Here is an 18,452-nt window from a genome sequence, read left to right on the forward strand (position 1 = left end):
CCAAAGCTATTAATCTGAATCAAAGCACCTCATAAACGGGTGCTTTTTTTTATGAAAAACCATTACAATGCGCCTCCCATTATTTCCTATGATCTTCAAACAACGGCTATAAACAATGAAACTGAGTAAGCGACTGCAAACCATTGAATCTCTCGTCAGTAACGAATACGCCCATATATGGGATTGTTGCTGTGACCACGGTTTTCTTGGTACTCACTTACTGGTCGCGAACAAAGCTCCCACGATTCACTTCATTGATATCGTGCCCCAGCTAATGGATGCGTTAGAAATCAAACTTGAACGCTATTTCCCAAAATCCGAAGCGACACAATCCACTTGGGAAGTACATTGTGGTGATGTCGGGGATATTGCTTTTGATCAGCATGAAGGAAAACACCTAGTCATTATTGCCGGAGTGGGAGGCGATTTGACTCAGCACTTTATTGAGGTCATTCATGCTCAATACCCAGAGTTAGCTCTCGATTTTTTGATATGCCCTGTCCACCAGCAATTTGTATTAAGACAGCGCTTACAGCAGCTCAATTTTCAGATGAAAGACGAATGCCTAGTAGAAGAAAACCGCCGCTTCTACGAGATCATGTTACTCAGTAATCAGCAGCAAAAGCCAAGTCAAAACATCCACCCAGTAGGCGAAAAAATATGGCAAGTAGATACTGAACTTAAGCTCAAAACTGCGATCAATTATCGTAGTAAAACCCTTCAGCATTACCAACGTTTACAGCTCGGAAAAAACAGTAAGGTAGAACACATTATTGAAGCGTACCAAGCGGTTCAATTACCTGAAGTTGGCTAGTCAGTTTTCAGGTGCTAGTTAGTCAGTTTCCAGGTGCTAGCTAGTCAATGACCAAAAAAGATCTAGCACCAGCCTGACGTCAGCTAGAAAAAGGCTTGGAACAATCTAGCAAACTTTCCTAGATTCAGATACAAAAATGCCAGCGACAATGCTGGCATTTTTATAGGATTATTAAGATGTTTTCATAGATAAGCTATTTACTGTACTTACGATAAACACCTTGTAAGTATTCGTCTTTTTCTTGCCACGTTGCATTCAACCAAGCATGGAAACGGCGCTTAAACGCTTTATCTTTGAAGTAGTCGCCATTCACGTTGTCATCCATCGGGTGCACTTTCACTCGTATTACAACAGAAGTCAGCTTACCTTTTAGCATATCTTCAAATGGGGAAATTTGGTTTTCTGGGTACGCCAAAGTCACATCAACAATACCATCTAAAATCGGTCCCATTGCAGATAATGCAAAAGCAACACCACCCGTTTTAGGCTTTAACAAATGTTGGTAAGGTGTTTTAGCCGTTGAGAGCTTTTCTTGATTTACGCGAGTGCCTTCCACAAAGTTGACCAATGTTGTTGGAGCCAATTTAAACTTTTCACACGCTTTGTTTATTGCATCAAAATCATCATTACGTCTTTCTGGGTGACGAAGTAAGAACTCGCGAGAATGTCGCTTCATGAAAGGCATATCCAGCCCCCAACACGCTAGCCCAACAAAAGGGACATACAACAGTTCATGCTTTAAGAAAAACTTAGGCATAGGCAGCTTATCTTTCAAAATAGAAGACAAGATAACAATGTCTGCCCAGCTCAGGTGGTTCGCCATCATCAAATACCATTGCTTCGTGGAAACATCTTCACTTCCCTCAACCTGCCAATTGATATCATTATTGATATTAAGCATCCACAAGTTCAAAGATGCCCAGCACCAGAAGGTGAAATTGGCTAAGCGGGTACAAGATTTTTGAACGATAGGGAAAGGAAGAACCAACTTAACCAGCCCAAAGAAACTCACTGTGAAGGCGGTCATTGCGGTATTTACAGTCACAAACAAGATGTTCAAGACCATGCGGAAATTATCAGACATAAACAGGCTACATTAACAACGAAAAGCGCACATTATACTCATCTTATAAATAATCTCTCGACTAATTATGTTGATAGATTGATCACTCAATTCTCACTCATTATCGAGTAAAAAACCTTCACAATAAGCCGTTATGTGCTCTTTATTAGTGCTCTTTATTCGGTGACCTTAATGACCAATTTTGGAGAATAGGAATGTGCGCTTCAGCTACCTGTAATTCATTACTTATGTTTATTATTCTTTATTGCATTTGAGTTTTTGCTCTTTGTTGCATATGAGTTTTTACTCTTTACTGCTTATTTACCGTGTAAATATTTCGCAGCAGAGCGCATTAATGCAGGGGCTTTGCTCTCACCGAAGCCGGAGTGATATGGATTAGTTGAAAACACCACACCAACAAAATCACGGTCATGATCGACATACAGCATTTGACCTAAATTGCCGCTTTTCGCCATAGCACCATCATCAAAGATGAAATCAAACTGATAAGACTGCGACAAGCTCATTTCATTAAATGCACTCATTGAGCTTTTTTGCTTTGTAGAATCCATATGTGTTTTAGGGTCACCACTGGTTTGAATGCGCTCGAACACTTCATCACTCACGACTTGCTCCACCGCTGTCGCTTTCCAACTTGGAGTAAAGAGCAAACCAAAGCGCCCCATGTCCTCTAGTGTTGTCAGCATTAGCCCTAACGACAAAGCCATACCATCTGGAGTCTGATTAAAGAATGCAGGTTGTCTTGCTGTCATCTTGCTCCACACTCGTTCTTCAAAAATGCGAGTCCACGTTTTGTTTTCGATGTGCTCCACCATTTGAGTCAGCAACATGGTATTGATTGAAGCGTATCGAAAGTGCTCTCCAGCTTCTTCGCCTTCTAACTTTTGAGTATCGCGAGCAACTTCAAGCCATGTTTCTTGTTCTCCTGTTGCGGCGCGAACCGAACCAAGAGCAGAAGCAAAGAAACGCACAACCGATGAATCTGGATTTAATATGGAATCCAATGTTTCTTCATTATCAAGAGCCGTTGTGTGGTTCAGTAAATCCAATACGGTCACATCATCCCATACCGTATTACCCAGTACAGGAAGATAAGCTGTCACCGCTTTTGTCGTGTCCATTTTATCTTCTTCGACCAGTTGAGCCACAACAAGCCCCACGGTTGCTTTCGCTGATGATGCCCAAATATGGCGATCGGTTGGTTTCATTCCAGGGTAAGCTTCATAGACCACTTTCCCTTTATGAATCAATAAAAAACCTTGTGTTCTAAATTGAGGATCTGCCATGTATTCATCCATCGTCATCTCACCTTTAGCCTGAGTTACCACTGGGATTTTCCCAAGTTCAGGGTTGATTAACTTAACCAATGGCTGGTAAGCCTCATTGGGTGAAGCAATGGCCGTTGGCATAAACTCATTCATGTACATGTTGTAATACAGCCCGTGATCTCCCCCCATTTGCCAATGAAAATTATTGAAGTTACTTCTCGCAGCGTCGATAAATTCAGGAGTAAAAGCCTCTTTACCAGCTCTTACCGGTAAGTTGACCAATGCTCCTTCAGCTTTAAGCGCTGCTTCTACTGGGTTCTCTGGCTGTGTAACATTTCCCATAGCAAAAGCAGGCATCAGCAGTGAAGGAATGAGTAACGTAATAGGGTTTAATTTGATCATATAAGCCTCCGATTTCAACTGCAGCCATTATATTTATCTAACCAGGACGAAATAGGTCATTTGGTGACAATTGGTTATACTGGTTTTAGCTTAAATCAGATCGTTCCGAATTCGCAGATAAGCAGATAAGCAGATAAAAATATGAAGCCATCGTCCGAAAGAACAGAGTTACTGGTCAGCAATTCAGGGAATATCGCACCGCACATTGCTTACTGTGAAGCGAATGCCATAGATTGGCGTGCTATCGCGAATGAATGTGGGTTACCCAGTGAGTTAATGGAAAAAGAACACTGGTTACCGACCAAAGATCTCATGCTATTTATCTATAAACTGGAAATGATGCATGGGTATTTAATCGGTCTTGAGATAGGGGAAAAGGCGTCTATTGCGATCCTTTCTTCACAATTGAAAAGCAAGGTTGATCAATGTCTATCATTCGAAGATGGGATTCATTGTTTGATCAGTGAAATGGCGAGTTTAAGTAACCACGTGACGGTTTGGACAGAACAACACGAAGGAGAATGGTGGTTATGTCATCGCAGCTGTTACCGCCCTTTTACTCCCGGATTTGAGCAAGCCGAATGGTTTAGAACTTTGGCTCTGATCAATTTCTGCCGACACTTTTTGGGAGAAAGCTGGGCTCCGGATGATGTAGGCTTTGTTTCCACGGCGACAGATGCACATCAACGATCTACACCATTAAGTCGAGCTCACATCCAATATAGACAGCCTTTGGGACGTATGGTTATTCCACTCAATGACGATTTCCAAACCATCCCTTTACAGAAAGCGGACGTCAATTGGCACCGTGCTGTTATAGCTTTGATACGCACTTATTCTGTACTGCCATGGTTTAACATTGATTGGTTTTCTAACATGCTCGGCATGACAAAAAGAACGCTTCAAAGGAACCTGAAAAAAGAAGGTATTACCTTTAAAGGTTTAAAAGAAGAGTGTCGAAAAACGCTGGCAACTCAGTTGTTAACAAGCACATGTTTATCCGTTCAAGATATTGCTTGGCAAACAGGTTATAACGACCTGAGTAATTTCAATCGAGCTTTTAAAGGCTGGACAGGAATCAGCGCACCAAGTTACCGCCAAAAATACAAATCTAACGATTAACGATTAACGATTAACGATTAACGATTAACGATTAACGATTAACGATTAACGATTAAAATCATGGGCGCGATAACTTAGCCGTACAACCTTGGTTTACATTATCAGTTAACTCGAAGCTCCAACCATAAGTCGTACACAAACGCCTTACTATCAATAACCCAAGACCATGCTCAGTTTCATTGGTTCCACACAAGCCAGTACCACTGTCGCATACAGTAATTTCATTTGATTGAATGCCTATGGTTATATCGCCTTTTTCTGTAAACCGAATCGAGTTATTCACTAAGTTCTTCAAAATCATATTAAGCACAACAGGCGGAAAGTTAAGCTTGCTATCGGTATCTAGATTTAAGTTTAAGGCGACTGCATCTGGCAGCTTTTTACTAAAATCAGCTAAGGTAATATCGCTGGTTTGAATCAACCAAGGCTCTTGATTCAGGTTCGCATCTTCTTGTTTCACAATATTCAACAATACTTCTACTGTAGCGTGCATGTTATTCGCGGCAGTCAAAATTCTTTCACGCTGCTTTGTTTGAAATTCAGGGTCGTCTTTCATCGCTTGTAGGTTCGCTGCGCCCAATACAATGGAGATTGGTGTTTTCAATTCGTGGCTGGCATATTTCGCAAACATCATCTCTTGCTTTGCGACTCGATCACGCATGTGCTGGTAGTGGTTTAATTCTCGCGTTAACTGTTTTAATTCATCGATACTATGTTCCGAGACTTCAAAATCACCTTTAACACCTGAATTTAATTGCTCACTTAGCTCCGCGACAGGTGCCATTAAGCCATCAAACATTCTTTTCACAGAGAAATTGAGAACCACGACTAAGAAAATCATGAGAAGCATAGAAATCCCCATAAGGGCATCCCAGTTATCATCACCAAAATCGATCGACCTTGAGCCTATCGTAAGATAAAGCGGTAATTGCTGCCCCTGATAGTCAAATTGTACGTGATAAATCATCATGCCTTGTTTGCTGAAAGGTCGGTATGGAGTGACTTCATTCTCTTGAAAAGGCAGTTCATTTTGTAAGTACTCAGGCAGATACTTTTCATTAAAATACGCAGTAACCGATTGGCTTACTTGGGCTATAGGCACTTGTTCAAGTTGATAATGTTTAGTGGCGATATTTTCGAAAGATTTAAGATGGGCTTGAAGCTGATAATCTTCCCCTAAAATTAAACGAAGAGAGAAGGCAAAGAACACAACAAAGGATGTCGACAGCGCAATTTTTGAAAATGTCACGATTAAGCGTTTTTTAACTTGAGAGATATTATGAGTTTTCGGCTTTCCAAACAGCTGAGATTTCAACTCTGACAACGCTTTAACGACCATAGTTTTCATACCCTCAGCTTTCATCATTTATATGTTTAGCTTTAGCTCTAGCTTTAATAAGCTAAGCATTAAAAATCTGAGCATTATACCCTTCTTCCTAATAGCCCTATCTTTAGCCATATCTATCAAAGTCTAGATTACAGTTCTAATCTGAATCCACATTTAGGCACTGTTTTTAGCATAGGTTTTTCGAATGGCTTATCAAGTATGTTTCTTAACAAGTAAATATGGCTGCGTAACACATCATTATCCGGCGTATCATCTCCCCATAACTGCTGAATTAAACACTCACGAGACACAATTTCACCCTGTGCTTTCACTAATGCTAAAAGAATTTGATACATAACTGGGGTGGTGACAAGTTTATGCCCATCTCTTTGTACCTTTCTGGTTTTCTCGTCTATCACCAGCTCACCAAAAGACAACTCAGCCGCTGCAACATTGCCTCTAAAGCGCTTAATGAGAGCTAATAGCCGTACTTCCAATTCTTGAAAATCAAAGGGCTTACTAACAAAATCATCTACCCCGTTTTTGAATCCATTTAGAATATCATCGCGACCATTAAGTGCTGTTAGCATTAAGATAGGTGTAGTGCAGCCGCTCTCTCGAAGCTCTTTTGCCACCTGCATTCCATCTTTTTTTGGCATCATGACATCAAGAATAATGGCATCAAATTCATTGTTTAACGCAAGCTTAAGTCCTAACTCACCATTATCGGCAAAATCAACTTCAGCACCTTTCACTTCAAGGAAATCAGCTAAAATGCCTTGTAGTTCATCGTTATCTTCAACAATTAAAATCTGTTTGCCTTTTAGCATTATTCACTCACCTATTTCACGTGATACCTAATTATCACAGTGTCTTGAAATTATAATGGTTCAGTGTCGAATTAATGTCGAATGCTGTACTAATTTCATTCAACAACATGCTTGCCTCAACAGAACGACTGAAATGCATTAGGTCAATCGAAATGTCTTAAATAGTCAGCAACTGTCAGCTCATAAAAAACTCATCAAAAAACTCGATTTTATATTTCAATGTCGAATGATTTCGACAAAAACTCGACATGGGAAGTCTCACACTGCAAGTATCAAATTAGAGAGGCACCACCATGAAACCACTACTACTGACTAGCCTACTGTGCAGCACCCTTATTACTCCTTCTGTTTATGCCACCGACCTTATTGGTCAAACCATTAGTAAATCCCCACTTAACGTTGTAGCGGAAGTCAGTGGTGTCGTTGAAAGTGCCAGTTTTGATTCTGGTGAAGCAGTAGAAAAAGGGCAAGTTATCGCAACCGTTAAAACTCAAGACTTTGACTTTGCCGTCGCGAAACAAACCGCCAACCTACAGCTTGCTAAAGCAGACTTACAACTTAAGCAATCTGTCTATGAACGTTATATGGAACTTCGTAAAAAAAATAGCTTGTCGCAGAACGAATTAGACATTGCCAACGCTGACTTCTTAAGCGCAAAAGCTAGCCTAACTCTTGCGAAAATTGAGCTTGAGAATGCGCAACTTGACCTGAAAAACACCAAAATCCTGTCTAACATTTCGGGGTTTGTCGTGAATAGAAGTACAGACAATGGCGCCTGGGTGAATCAAGGTGATCTGCTCTATAAGATCGTCAATATCGACACATTAACCGTTCGCTTATTGGCAAGTGAATATGACATTGATTCACTCAAGGTGGGGCAACCAATCGAGCTTTGGGCTGAAGCTGCACCTGCCGTTAAATTCCAAGCAACCATCAATCGAATTGGTGTTGAAGTAGACAGCCAAACCATGGCTTACCCAGTTGAAGTGGAAATTAACAATCCGGATCAAAAGTTAAAACCGGGCATGTCTATTCATGCATCTACAACGCTTTCTAATATTGCTGCGATCCAATAGGTCATAAAATGTCATCACTTATCTCTTATTTTGCACAAAGAAGCTTTTTAGCTCGTATCATCACAATTATGGTGCTGTTACTTGGCATCGCTTCTTTATACACTTTGAAGCTTCAGGAATACCCTGATGTGGCTTTTGAAACGGTTGAAATTGAAACCCTTTACCCAGGGGCAACGGCTCAAGATATTGAGCTCAACATCACTAACCCTATTGAAAAAGAACTACGCAGTGTACAAGGCATCAACTACTTTTCATCTCAGTCGACAGATGGCATGTCTTTTATTGAAGCCGAGCTGCTACCTGGCGAAGATGCCGCTCGTGCTTTACGAGATATTCAACAAGCGGTCGACCGCGTCAGCAATTTACCCGCTGATATCACCAACCCGCCAGTGGTCACTCAAAAGAAAACCTCATCGTTTGAGGTTCTGACATTTGGCGTCAATCTGGTCGACATAAACCTTGAAGATATAAATCTTGATAGCTTAGATTTTAAAAACAGTAGCCAGTCGACAGTAAATACAGACTCAAAACAACTCACATCGACCCCAGAACAAACTAACTCAGATATTCTTCAGCAATACGCTTATCAACTAGAGAAAAAAGTGAATGCACTTTCTGGTGTCAGTAGCGTCAGCATGTCTGGTTACAACGAGCGTGAATTCTGGGTAGAAATCGATCCGACTAAAATCAGCCGTTACCAATTAACGTTTGATGAAGTTGGGCAAGCCATTAACCAGCGTAATCTATCTCAATCTGGTGGGGTGGTTGAATCTTGGGTGAGTGAACAAAAAATTGTCACCATGACTCAGGTTCACTCGGCAGAAGACATCGCAAATATCGTTATCAAATCACTACCGAATGGTTCCGTTATTCGAGTATCTGACGTAGCGAATGTGGAAGACACCTTTGCTAAAGCAACACAAATGGGAGTTATTAATGGTCAAGAGGCGGTTTTATTTTCAGTAACAAATAGCGCGAGTTCAGACATCATCGCAACGGTGAACAGCGTAAAAGCTTTACTTGAAAAGGAACAAGCTCAGCACAATGGTAAATTCCAATTTCAATATGGTTTGAACCTTGCTGACGACATGAATGATAAGTTCTCAATCGTTTCAACCAATGGTGGTATTGGCCTGGTATTAGTACTGGCAGTATTAAGCTTGATTCTAAAAAGACAGGTGGCTTTCTGGGTATCGGTTTCTATTCCGTTTTGTATATTAGGTGTGATGTTTATCCTACCTATGGTCGGTTTAAACTTAGACAGTATTACACTGGCAGCTTTGCTTTTGGTTATCGGTATTATTGTTGATGACTCGGTTATTGTAGCGGAAAGTATTTACCAAGAAAAAGAGAAAGGTAAAAGCGCATTAGAGGCGGCGATTTCAGGCACACAAAAGGTCATTAAACCTATAATTGCGAGCTTAACGACTACAGCACTGGTATTTATTCCCATGTTTTTCATGCCCGGTGCAATGGGTAAAATATTACTCGTTATCCCTATCACGGTGATTTCAGCGCTATTATTTTCGCTAGCGGAATGTACTTTCACCTTACCCGCACACTTAGCCAGCGCATTAGATACCAAAGAAAAAGGGAGTCCAAAACCACAGAAAGATCGTTTTGAAGGCATTATAAGTACTTACAAAAAAATGCTGACATTCAGCCTGCAATATAAAAAATCGGTTATCGCATCAGCATTGGTCGTTAGCGCCCTTTCGGCTGGCATGGTAATGACATTGAAGCTGGATATATTTCCATCTGAGGCAGCAAAATACGTAGAAATCTACACCGAAGTTCAGCCAGGCACACCACTAGAACAAATACGTGATGTTCATACTGATATTGAGAAGGCAATTGCTGCTTTACCCGATAATGAACGCGTATCTTACGATATGACTTATTCATCACCAGTGAGTACTGGATTGCTGATTCTAACCAGTTATGAGCTGCGTGATCGCACGGCTGACCAAATCATTGCTCAGTTAAATGAAAAACTTGCTGACAATGACCACGGAATCTTTGTGAAGTTTTCAGTGGATGCTGGCGGACCGCCTCCAGGAGAGCCAATTGAGATGCGTGTTCTTGGTGGCACAACGGATGAACGCAATCATGCTGTTGAAGTCGCAAGTAATTGGCTTAATCAACAAAGTGGTATCAATGGTGTAACCAACAATGAAGCGTTGAAAGACCCTCAGTTAAGCATTGTTCCTCAGTACGAATGGTTAGCGAAATACAACTTAACGGTATCTGATCTAGCAACCACACTTCGCCTTGCGTTTGAAGGAGACTCTGTCACATCGACTTGGCTGGGTGATCAAGAGGTCGATATTCGTGTCATTTTGGAAGACGAATACCGAGATATTAAACGCTTATCGACCACCAAAATATTTACACCAGACGGAGTCCAAGTACCACTGAGCCGTTTAGCGAAAGTAGAACAAATTGAAGCGCCACGTTTAATTAAACACTACAACGCAGAAAGAGAAGTCACGGTCACGGCGCAAATCACGGATGACACCATCAGCCCCGTCACGCTTTCAGAACAAATGCTCACTGAGCTACAAGGACAATATTCAAGTAACGTGACACTGGATGTTGGCGGGGAAGCAGAAAGTACCAATGAAACCATGAGTGGCTTTGTAGTGGCTTTTCCTGCTGCCATGGTCGCTATCTACTTTGTTCTAGCGGTGATGTTTAATTCATTGATACAGCCGTTACTCGTTATGGCTGTGATCCCGTTTGCAGTTGTGGCGGCATTAATGGCACTAGTCGTTCATATGCAAGCTTTATCTATGTTTGCCTTGATTGGCGTGCTTGGTATGACAGGGGTTGTGGTGAACAATTCTCTGGTTCTGATAAATCGTATTAACGAGATTCGAGCAGAAGGTAAAGACACTTTGGAAGCGGTGATTGAAGCATCTGCCAGCCGACTAAGACCAATCCTATTAACGTCAATAACCACAGTCGTCGGGTTGCTGCCTCTTGCTTACGGTTTAGGCGGAACCGATGTGTTCATGGGACCAATGTCTTTAACGCTTGGCTATGGTTTATTGTTCTCTTTGCCGATTGTTTTATTCGTCATTCCTAGCTTATACGCGCTTTGTTTTGGACGACTCAAACGTAAATAAAACATTCACATCATTCATCTGAAGCCTTTTATTTTCACCTTTAAGCTATCACTCCAAGTGGTTTAAAGGTGGAATAAGAGGCTTCTTTCTACTTTCTACTTTCTACTTTCTACTTTCTAGTTTCTAGTTTCTAGTTTCTAGTTTCTAGTTTCTAGTTTCTAGTTTCTAGTTTCTAGTTTCTAGTTTCTAGTTTCTAGTTTCTAGTTTCTAGTTTCTAGTAAGAAAAACACATAAAAGTCATAAAGACACAAAAATAAAATGTCTTTATGACTTATAAAAACATTAAATTACCATCAAACCCTCACTTGATAACAATTCTCATTATCGGCATGGTTCATGCACTATGATTAGTACAGGCTTCTGGTAATTCAAAAATGAAATGACCAGTGGGTAAAACAATCAATAAGGTGGCTCTATGGACAAGATTTCTCATGGTATTCCTCACGGTTTAGTACAAGGAAAAGTAACCCAGAAAATCGAATGGAACGACCAATTATTTAGCCTTCATGTACATGCACCCGTTGCGCCTTACCTTGCAGGGCAATTCACAAAACTTGCCCTACCCGTGTCTACCGAGCTGCAGTACCAACAAGAGAGTAATGACCTCGAACGTCCGGAGTACATCCGCCGAGCTTACTCTATGGTTAACTCACCAAGCCACTCGCTAGGACATCAACATTTAGAGTTTTTAATTGTTAAAGACACTTCAGGTCAACTCTCCCCAAAGCTTCATGAATTAAAGATTCACGATACGATTTTTGTCGGGAAAGACCCCAGCGGTTTCATGATATTAGAAGAGATTCCACCAGCGGCGAAAGATTTTTGGATGCTTGCGACAGGCACCGCCATTGGTCCTTTTATTGCCATGCTAGAAACCCCTCACATGGCTGATAGGTTTGCTAACCTCATATTGGTGCATGCCGTCAGAACTCAGCAAGATCTCACTTATCAATCGCGCATCGCGCAGCTTGTTCACCAATTTCAAGGAAAACTACGTTATGTGCCAATTATTTCTAGAGAATCAATCACCGGAACATTGCGCGGACGAATCCCAACGTTGTTACTTCGAGGCGAACTCGAACACGCTACCTCCATCGCCATCCATCAGCAGCATAGTTTCTTCTATCTTTGTGGAAATCCCGCCATGGTTCGCGACACAAGTGAAGCGCTTAAACAGCTCGGATTAAACAAGCATTTACGCCGTCAAGCGGGACAATTCAGCAGCGAGAATTACTGGTAGTCATCCCTAAACCTATTTCCGGTTTTAACTTCAAATTTTGCAGACGCTTATTTGCAGAAGCCTAAGCGTTAGCAGTGTTTGTATTCAATATTTTTTACTTATTAAGATTAAACATTAGAGGTTTATTATGAGTCATTTACGCATTCCATCTCATTGGACAATTCAACGCTCAACGCCATTTTTCACAAAAGACAACATACCGGCGGCATTGCTTAACCATCACAATACTGCTGAAGGAGTGTTTGGTCAGATTTGCGTGATGGAAGGAACCGTAACTTTCTATGGTTTTGCGAACGCTGACGCAACCGAACCTGAAAGCGTTGTGGTGATTAACGCGGGCCAATTTGCAACCAGCCCTCCTCAATATTGGCACCGAGTGGAGCTCAGCGATGATGCCCAATTCAATATCAATTTCTGGTCAGAGAAAGAAACCAAGAAAATGTTCAATACCCGAAAAGATAAGTGATCGATTTATGCATTTCACTCGTTGTGAAATTCATTGATGATTCAATTAAGCGCGATAAATACGGTAAAACCAGAACAAGCCGTTTAGCCAGACAAAGATCAGCCAAAAATATAAATAGCTAGGAAGAAATAATATAACCTTAATAATTACAATGGTTAATGATGATAGACAAGATAATAAATCTCTAGCAAACTGCCCTAATTATTAGCCTGAATACACGATATTCGCATCTTTCGTACAGAGAGGAAGTTATGCTCAACATTGCTTTTTTTAGCTCAAAATCATACGACGAAAAATCATTCAATCTTGCTAAAGGGGATCTCAACGCTGAATTTCACTTTCATGATTTTCGACTCACCAGAAAAACAGCAAAAATGGCTTATCAAAACGAAATAGTTTGTGCTTTTGTTAACGATGACCTGTCTCGTCCCGTTCTTGAAAAACTAGCGAAAGGCGGCACAAAACTCATCGCGATGCGCTGTGCTGGTTTTGACAAAGTCGATTTAGAAGCCGCAAAAGAATTCGGTTTACAAGTGGTTCGCGTGCCTGCTTATTCGCCAGAATCAGTCGCCGAGCACACTGTCGGCATGATGATGTGTTTAAACCGCAAGCTGCACAAAGCCTACCAACGAACTCGTGATGCTAACTTCTCTCTTGAAGGGCTGGTTGGTTTCAACTTCCACGGCAAAACTGTGGGTGTGATTGGTTCGGGGAAAATTGGCTTGGCGACAATGCGTATTTTGAAAGGTTTAGGCATGAACATTCTATGCTATGACCCGTATCCAAACCCACTGGCTGAAGAGCTTGGCGCAAAATATGTGGAGCTCGATGAGCTGTATCAAGAGTCTGACGTAATTACGCTGCACTGCCCAATGAGTAAAGAAAATTACCACCTTCTAGATGCAACGGCGTTTGGCAAAATGAAAGACGGCGTGATGATAGTGAACACCAGCCGTGGTGAACTACTGGATTCAACCGCTGCCATTGAAGCCTTAAAACAAAGCCGAATTGGCGCGTTAGGTCTAGATGTATACGACAACGAAAAAGAGTTGTTCTTCCAAGACAAATCTAACGATGTGATTGTGGATGATGTTTTCCGCCGCCTGTCTGCTTGTCACAACGTGTTATTTACAGGGCACCAAGCATTCTTAACCAAAGATGCTTTATTCAATATTGCCAACACGACACTCACCAGTGTTGAAGCATTTTTCAGTGATAAAAAAAGTGGCAATGAATTGATCTAGCTTGGCTAGAATCGTGATGCCTCGACTTAATGTAATCGTTGATTAGTCGATAAATCAAACCAATAAAGCCACGCTTACTACACAGGAAACGTGGCTTTTTATCATAGTAATTTGATAGTTTCAATTTGATCGTATTAATCGTAAATCTAAGTTAAGCCACTGTTTATAAGCTATTATTTATAAAAAATTGCTCATAACTATTACTCATAAACTACTGCTCATAAGATTGCCTCGACATCAGGTCTCTAACTGGCTAGCCATAAGCATTACTAACCATAATCTTTAGATGCAGAAATGGCAGTTTTCAGTATCTAACCCATGCACACCTTGTCGAATAGCTAAGTGTTCTGCCCCAGCTTGAACGCCCATCTCATAACCTGCATTTAGAATCCCTTGATCCATAGTTAACCGTTTAACCGCAAACGCTTCTGGTGGAGCAATAACCTTAATGATCGCATCTTTAGGTGGGTTTCGGATGAACTCCAAAGATTGATTGTAGTTCTCAGCGCGCACAGCCATCGATTTTGCAATATTCGGATACTTTGACAGCAGCTTTTTGAGCATCCATTGATACTTCTGAGGTTTCATTTGATAGCTCAAAGGGTGAGACAAAATCACGGTAATGTCACGAGCGCCGCGACGGTATGCTTCACGAACTGGGATAGAATCCGCCACTCCACCATCGGTATAACAGCCACCTGAAAAGCATGGCGTTTCACGGTAAGCAATGGGCAGAGCAGTGGTTGCTTCTACAACATTCGATAAGTTTTCAGGCTTAATATGGTAATAGTCAGCACTGCCAGTATCGACATTAGTAACAGCGGCAAGCAGTGGAACACTGGAGAATAATTGCTCACAGTTAAGCGGAAAACGGTTATTGGATTCATCCCATAACCACTTAACGTCCACTAAATTGCCACCTTTGGCAAAGCGAGTTGGGTTAAAGAAAACTTTGTCAGTCGCCATAGTCGTTATCACGTTATAGCTGCGCTTTGGCGCTTGAGATAAGTAACCAACAAGGTTAGACACACCAGCAGAGACGCCAATAGCAAAATCATATGGTCGAAAGTCTTCTTCCATAAAAGCATCCAATACTCCGGCGGCGAAGATGCCTCTCATTGCTCCACCTTCTACAATTAATGCGCTTTTATTCATCTCAAACTCTACTGCTGTATCAACTAATGAGAGTAGGATAATCACATTTTTAACGTGAAGATAATGGGTTGAATTTATCATTTTGATAGGTAAAAGCTATTAACTATAAAACCTCAATAATTCATAAGATTAGGTAACAGACTGTTGAATACGCGATCAAAAAAGGCCGCTGAGCGAGTAACTCACGACCTTTTGATTAACAAGTCTAGTTAGCGATTACGATTTAAATTCGCTCACATCGATTTCAAGCAATTTACCGATGCCTTCGCCATATGCAGGATCAGCCTTGTAGCAGTGTTTAAGGTGACGAAGTTGAATTTCTTTAGGCACGCCACCTAAGTTACGCGCGGTGTTATCAAACAAAATACCTTGCTGTTCTGCCGTCATTAAGCGGAACAAGTCACCCGGTTGTGAGAAGTAATCTTCATCTTCACGGTGGTTCCAATGATCAGCCGCGCCTTCTAGGTTTAGTGGCGGCTCTGCGAAATCGGGTTGCTCAGCCCATTGACCTTGATCGTTTGGCTCATAACCCAATGTGCCGCCGTGGTTACCATCAATACGCATTGCACCGTCGCGGTGGTAGCTGTGTACTGGGCAACGTGGCGCATTCACTGGAATATGGTGGTGATTCACACCCAAACGGTAACGCTGAGCATCACCATAGGCAAACAAACGACCTTGTAGCATCTTGTCTGGAGAGAAGCTAATACCCGGAACCACACTTGCTGGGTTGAATGCCGATTGCTCGACTTCTGCGAAGAAGTTTTCTGGATTACGATTCAGTTCAAGCTCACCCACTTCAATTAATGGGTAATCAGCGTGCGGCCAGATCTTCGTTAAGTCGAATGGGTTGTACGACACTTTTGAAGCGTCTGCTTCTGGCATGACTTGAACTTTAAGAGTCCATTTCGGGAAATCTTGGTTATCGATGCTTTCTAGCAAATCACGTTGGTGACTTTCGCGATCATCACCAATTAACTGCCCAGCTTCTGCATCAGATAGGTTCTTAATACCTTGCTGAGATTTGAAGTGGAATTTAACCCAGAAACGCTCATTGTCACTATTGATAAAGCTGAACGTGTGGCTACCAAAACCATGCATGTGGCGGTAAGTAGCAGGGATACCACGATCACTCATAACGATAGTAATTTGGTGAAGCGCTTCAGGTAGCGACGTCCAGAAATCCCAATTATTCTTCGCACTGCGCATGTTAGTGCGCGGATCACGTTTCACTGCGTGGTTTAGATCGGGGAACTTCAGAGGATCACGTAAAAAGAACACTGGCGTATTGTTACCCACCATGTCCCAGTTACCTTCTTCAGTATAAAACTTCACAGCAAAACCGCGGATATCACGTTCTGCATCCGCCGCACCGCGCTCACCTGCAACCGTTGTAAAACGAGCAAACAAGTCGGTTTTCTTACCCACTTCAGAGAACAATTTCGCTTTGGTGTATTGGGTAATATCGTGCGTAACGGTAAACGTGCCATATGCCCCAGACCCTTTCGCGTGCATACGACGCTCTGGAATCACTTCGCGGTCAAAATGCGCCAGTTTCTCTAAAAACCAAACATCTTGAAGAAGTTGAGGTCCGCGCTTACCTGCAGTTTGAACATTCTGGTTATGTGCAACAGGGCAACCCGCTGCTGTGGTCAGTTTTTTACTCATCATCAATTCCTTATCACTTTTTAAAGTGCACCAATCATTGATGCACCTTTACTTCGGCGTGAGCTTCTGTGTAAAGGCATTTGTCACACAAAACCACTCAACCAATAAGGGTATAGAATAAGCTTGAGTTAAAGTAAAATATAATTGTTTGTATTTATCGTTATCATGGGTAAAACCTATCGAAATAATGATCCAAATCATAATCACCCAATATTGATAAAAACATTTACAATATAAAAATCATGAACTTACACTAATTTACATTGTTAAATCAGTGTAAGTTCATTCTGACAGAAATGTCTTATTTACTCGATATTGTGTGACCTAACCTTAAAGTCGCAGCAATATTTCTTGCCGTTCTCGTTAAGTTAAGTTCCGCCTCTTGTAATACTTTTGATAAAGCCTGCGGTGATCTTACTGTCCCAAACAAACTGCTCATTTCACCGTAAAGCGCTTCTACTTCGGTACCTAATGAACCAGCAATACCTATGGTTGGAATACCTTGCAAACTCGCGCGTTTAGCGATGCCATAAGGCGCTTTTCCTTGTAGAGTTTGATTGTCCATTTGACCTTCGCCTGTGATCAAAAGGTCAGCCCCTTTTAAGACTCGATCAGCTTGTAATACATCGAGTACCATCTCGATACCGGGTTTAATTTGCATATTAAATATCAAACCTAACCCTAGCGGTGCTCCTCCAGCCGCGCCATAACTTGTGCGCTCTGATATAGGCTCCTCTCCACAAACACAACCTTGCATTTCTGCTACCTGAGCAAAATGCGCGAGTGCGTTATCAAGCATCAAGACTTGTTCTGGGTTTGCCCCTTTTTGTGGACCGAATATATGGCTTGCTCCGTTATCTCCACATAGTGGATTATCTACATCGCACGCGACAACCAGATTTATGTCAGCACAGATCGCATCGACATTAGACAAGTCGATGGCTGCTAATTCGGCTAGCGCTGCGCCACCGCGGCTCAGCTCTTGTCCATTACTATCGAATAGACGACCACCTAATGCTTGAACAATACCGGCGCCACCATCATTTGTAGCGCTTCCACCTAACCCTAAAATAATAGTTTTCGCACCTTGCGCGGCGGCTTCTAAAATCAGTTGACCAGTACCAAAAGAGGAAGCAATTAACGGATCTCGCAGCTCAGGTGTCAGTAAATCCAAACCCGATGCAGCGGCAATTTCAATAAGTGCGGTTTTATTCGGATTACGATCTGACGTTTCAAGCATTGCCCATTCAGCATGAACTTTATCACCCAATGGCCCTTCCACCTCAAGCGCTCGCTTTTGCCCCGTTAAGCCCTGCAACAACACATCTACCGTACCCTCACCGCCATCAGCTAAAGGTAGAGTCACGTAATCAGCATCTGGGAATATTTCTCGAAAGCCTTTCTCAATGCATGCCGCCACTGAAACTGCGGTCAATGATTCTTTAAATGAGTCTGGTGCAATAACAATCTTCATACTGATAGATCCAAAGGAATATAAATTTTGATAAGTAATGAAAAGCTAAAGTATTGGAAACCAAAAATACTGATAACTAAAAGTAGTGGTGACTAAAAATAATAGAAACCAAAATGCCTCTATGGCAGATCAGCAAGCTAATCAAACATAGAGG

General features: G+C 41.8%; 14 protein-coding genes. 7 read left to right on the forward strand and 7 right to left on the reverse strand.

Translation table 11 applies throughout. The features are described from left to right. Positions 1-115 precede the first annotated feature (115 nt). Positions 116-814: a tRNA (adenine(22)-N(1))-methyltransferase TrmK gene (locus tag F0226_RS10455; protein WP_171735579.1), complete on the forward strand. Its 699-nt coding sequence runs from the start codon at positions 116-118 to the stop codon at positions 812-814. Positions 815-1,007: 193 nt separating this feature from the next. Here the strand turns inward: F0226_RS10455 and F0226_RS10460 are convergent, their stop codons facing one another. Continuing rightward, entirely contained in the window at positions 1,008-1,898 is an 891-nt protein-coding gene (locus F0226_RS10460) for an acyltransferase (protein WP_171735580.1), read from the reverse strand. Between the two features lie 296 nt (positions 1,899-2,194). Further along, positions 2,195-3,565, reverse strand: coding sequence for a serine hydrolase (locus tag F0226_RS10465; RefSeq protein WP_171735612.1), 1,371 nt, complete (start codon positions 3,563-3,565; stop codon positions 2,195-2,197). Positions 3,566-3,709: 144 nt separating this feature from the next. Here F0226_RS10465 and F0226_RS10470 point away from each other — a divergent pair, with 144 nt between their 5' ends. Then, on the forward strand, positions 3,710-4,690 hold the full coding sequence (locus F0226_RS10470) for an AraC family transcriptional regulator (protein WP_171735581.1): 981 nt from the start codon (positions 3,710-3,712) through the stop codon (positions 4,688-4,690). A 58-nt stretch (positions 4,691-4,748) separates the two neighbouring features. On the opposite strand, the gene F0226_RS10475 is transcribed toward F0226_RS10470, so the two are convergent. Together F0226_RS10475 and F0226_RS10480 are read right to left on the reverse strand one after the other, a co-directional pair. Beyond that, a complete protein-coding gene (locus tag F0226_RS10475; protein WP_253820800.1) occupies positions 4,749-6,038 on the reverse strand; it encodes a HAMP domain-containing sensor histidine kinase in 1,290 nt (429 codons plus the stop codon). A gap of 128 nt (positions 6,039-6,166) precedes the next feature. Beyond that, positions 6,167-6,847 carry a response regulator transcription factor gene (locus F0226_RS10480; RefSeq protein ID WP_171735582.1) on the reverse strand — a complete coding sequence of 227 codons (681 nt, stop codon included), beginning with the start codon at positions 6,845-6,847 and terminating at the stop codon, positions 6,167-6,169. A gap of 293 nt (positions 6,848-7,140) precedes the next feature. Here F0226_RS10480 and F0226_RS10485 point away from each other — a divergent pair, with 293 nt between their 5' ends. From F0226_RS10485 to F0226_RS10505, 5 genes are all read left to right on the forward strand, one after another. Continuing rightward, positions 7,141-7,923, forward strand: coding sequence for an efflux RND transporter periplasmic adaptor subunit (locus F0226_RS10485; RefSeq protein ID WP_171735583.1), 783 nt, complete (start codon positions 7,141-7,143; stop codon positions 7,921-7,923). A gap of 8 nt (positions 7,924-7,931) precedes the next feature. Further along, positions 7,932-11,051, forward strand: a complete 3,120-nt coding sequence (locus F0226_RS10490) for an efflux RND transporter permease subunit (RefSeq protein WP_171735584.1) — start codon at positions 7,932-7,934, stop codon at positions 11,049-11,051. Between the two features lie 415 nt (positions 11,052-11,466). Beyond that, positions 11,467-12,291: a ferredoxin--NADP reductase gene (locus tag F0226_RS10495; protein WP_171735585.1), complete on the forward strand. Its 825-nt coding sequence runs from the start codon at positions 11,467-11,469 to the stop codon at positions 12,289-12,291. A 127-nt stretch (positions 12,292-12,418) separates the two neighbouring features. After that, positions 12,419-12,757, forward strand: coding sequence for a DUF1971 domain-containing protein (locus tag F0226_RS10500; protein ID WP_171735586.1), 339 nt, complete (start codon positions 12,419-12,421; stop codon positions 12,755-12,757). 251 nt (positions 12,758-13,008) lie between these two features. Next, complete coding sequence (locus F0226_RS10505; RefSeq protein WP_171735587.1) at positions 13,009-14,001, forward strand: 2-hydroxyacid dehydrogenase; 993 nt, start codon at positions 13,009-13,011, stop codon at positions 13,999-14,001. A 282-nt stretch (positions 14,002-14,283) separates the two neighbouring features. Here the strand turns inward: F0226_RS10505 and F0226_RS10510 are convergent, their stop codons facing one another. The 3 genes from F0226_RS10510 to F0226_RS10520 form a co-directional block, all read right to left on the reverse strand. Continuing rightward, a complete protein-coding gene (locus F0226_RS10510) occupies positions 14,284-15,156 on the reverse strand; it encodes a patatin family protein (RefSeq protein WP_171735588.1) in 873 nt (290 codons plus the stop codon). A 216-nt stretch (positions 15,157-15,372) separates the two neighbouring features. Beyond that, entirely contained in the window at positions 15,373-16,824 is a 1,452-nt protein-coding gene (locus F0226_RS10515) for a catalase (RefSeq protein ID WP_171735589.1), read from the reverse strand. A gap of 301 nt (positions 16,825-17,125) precedes the next feature. Then, a complete protein-coding gene (locus tag F0226_RS10520; protein ID WP_171735590.1) occupies positions 17,126-18,298 on the reverse strand; it encodes a glycerate kinase in 1,173 nt (390 codons plus the stop codon). Positions 18,299-18,452 lie beyond the last annotated feature (154 nt).

The sequence above is a fragment of the Vibrio sp. 99-70-13A1 genome (genome assembly GCF_013114625.1).
Classification (GTDB): domain Bacteria; phylum Pseudomonadota; class Gammaproteobacteria; order Enterobacterales; family Vibrionaceae; genus Vibrio.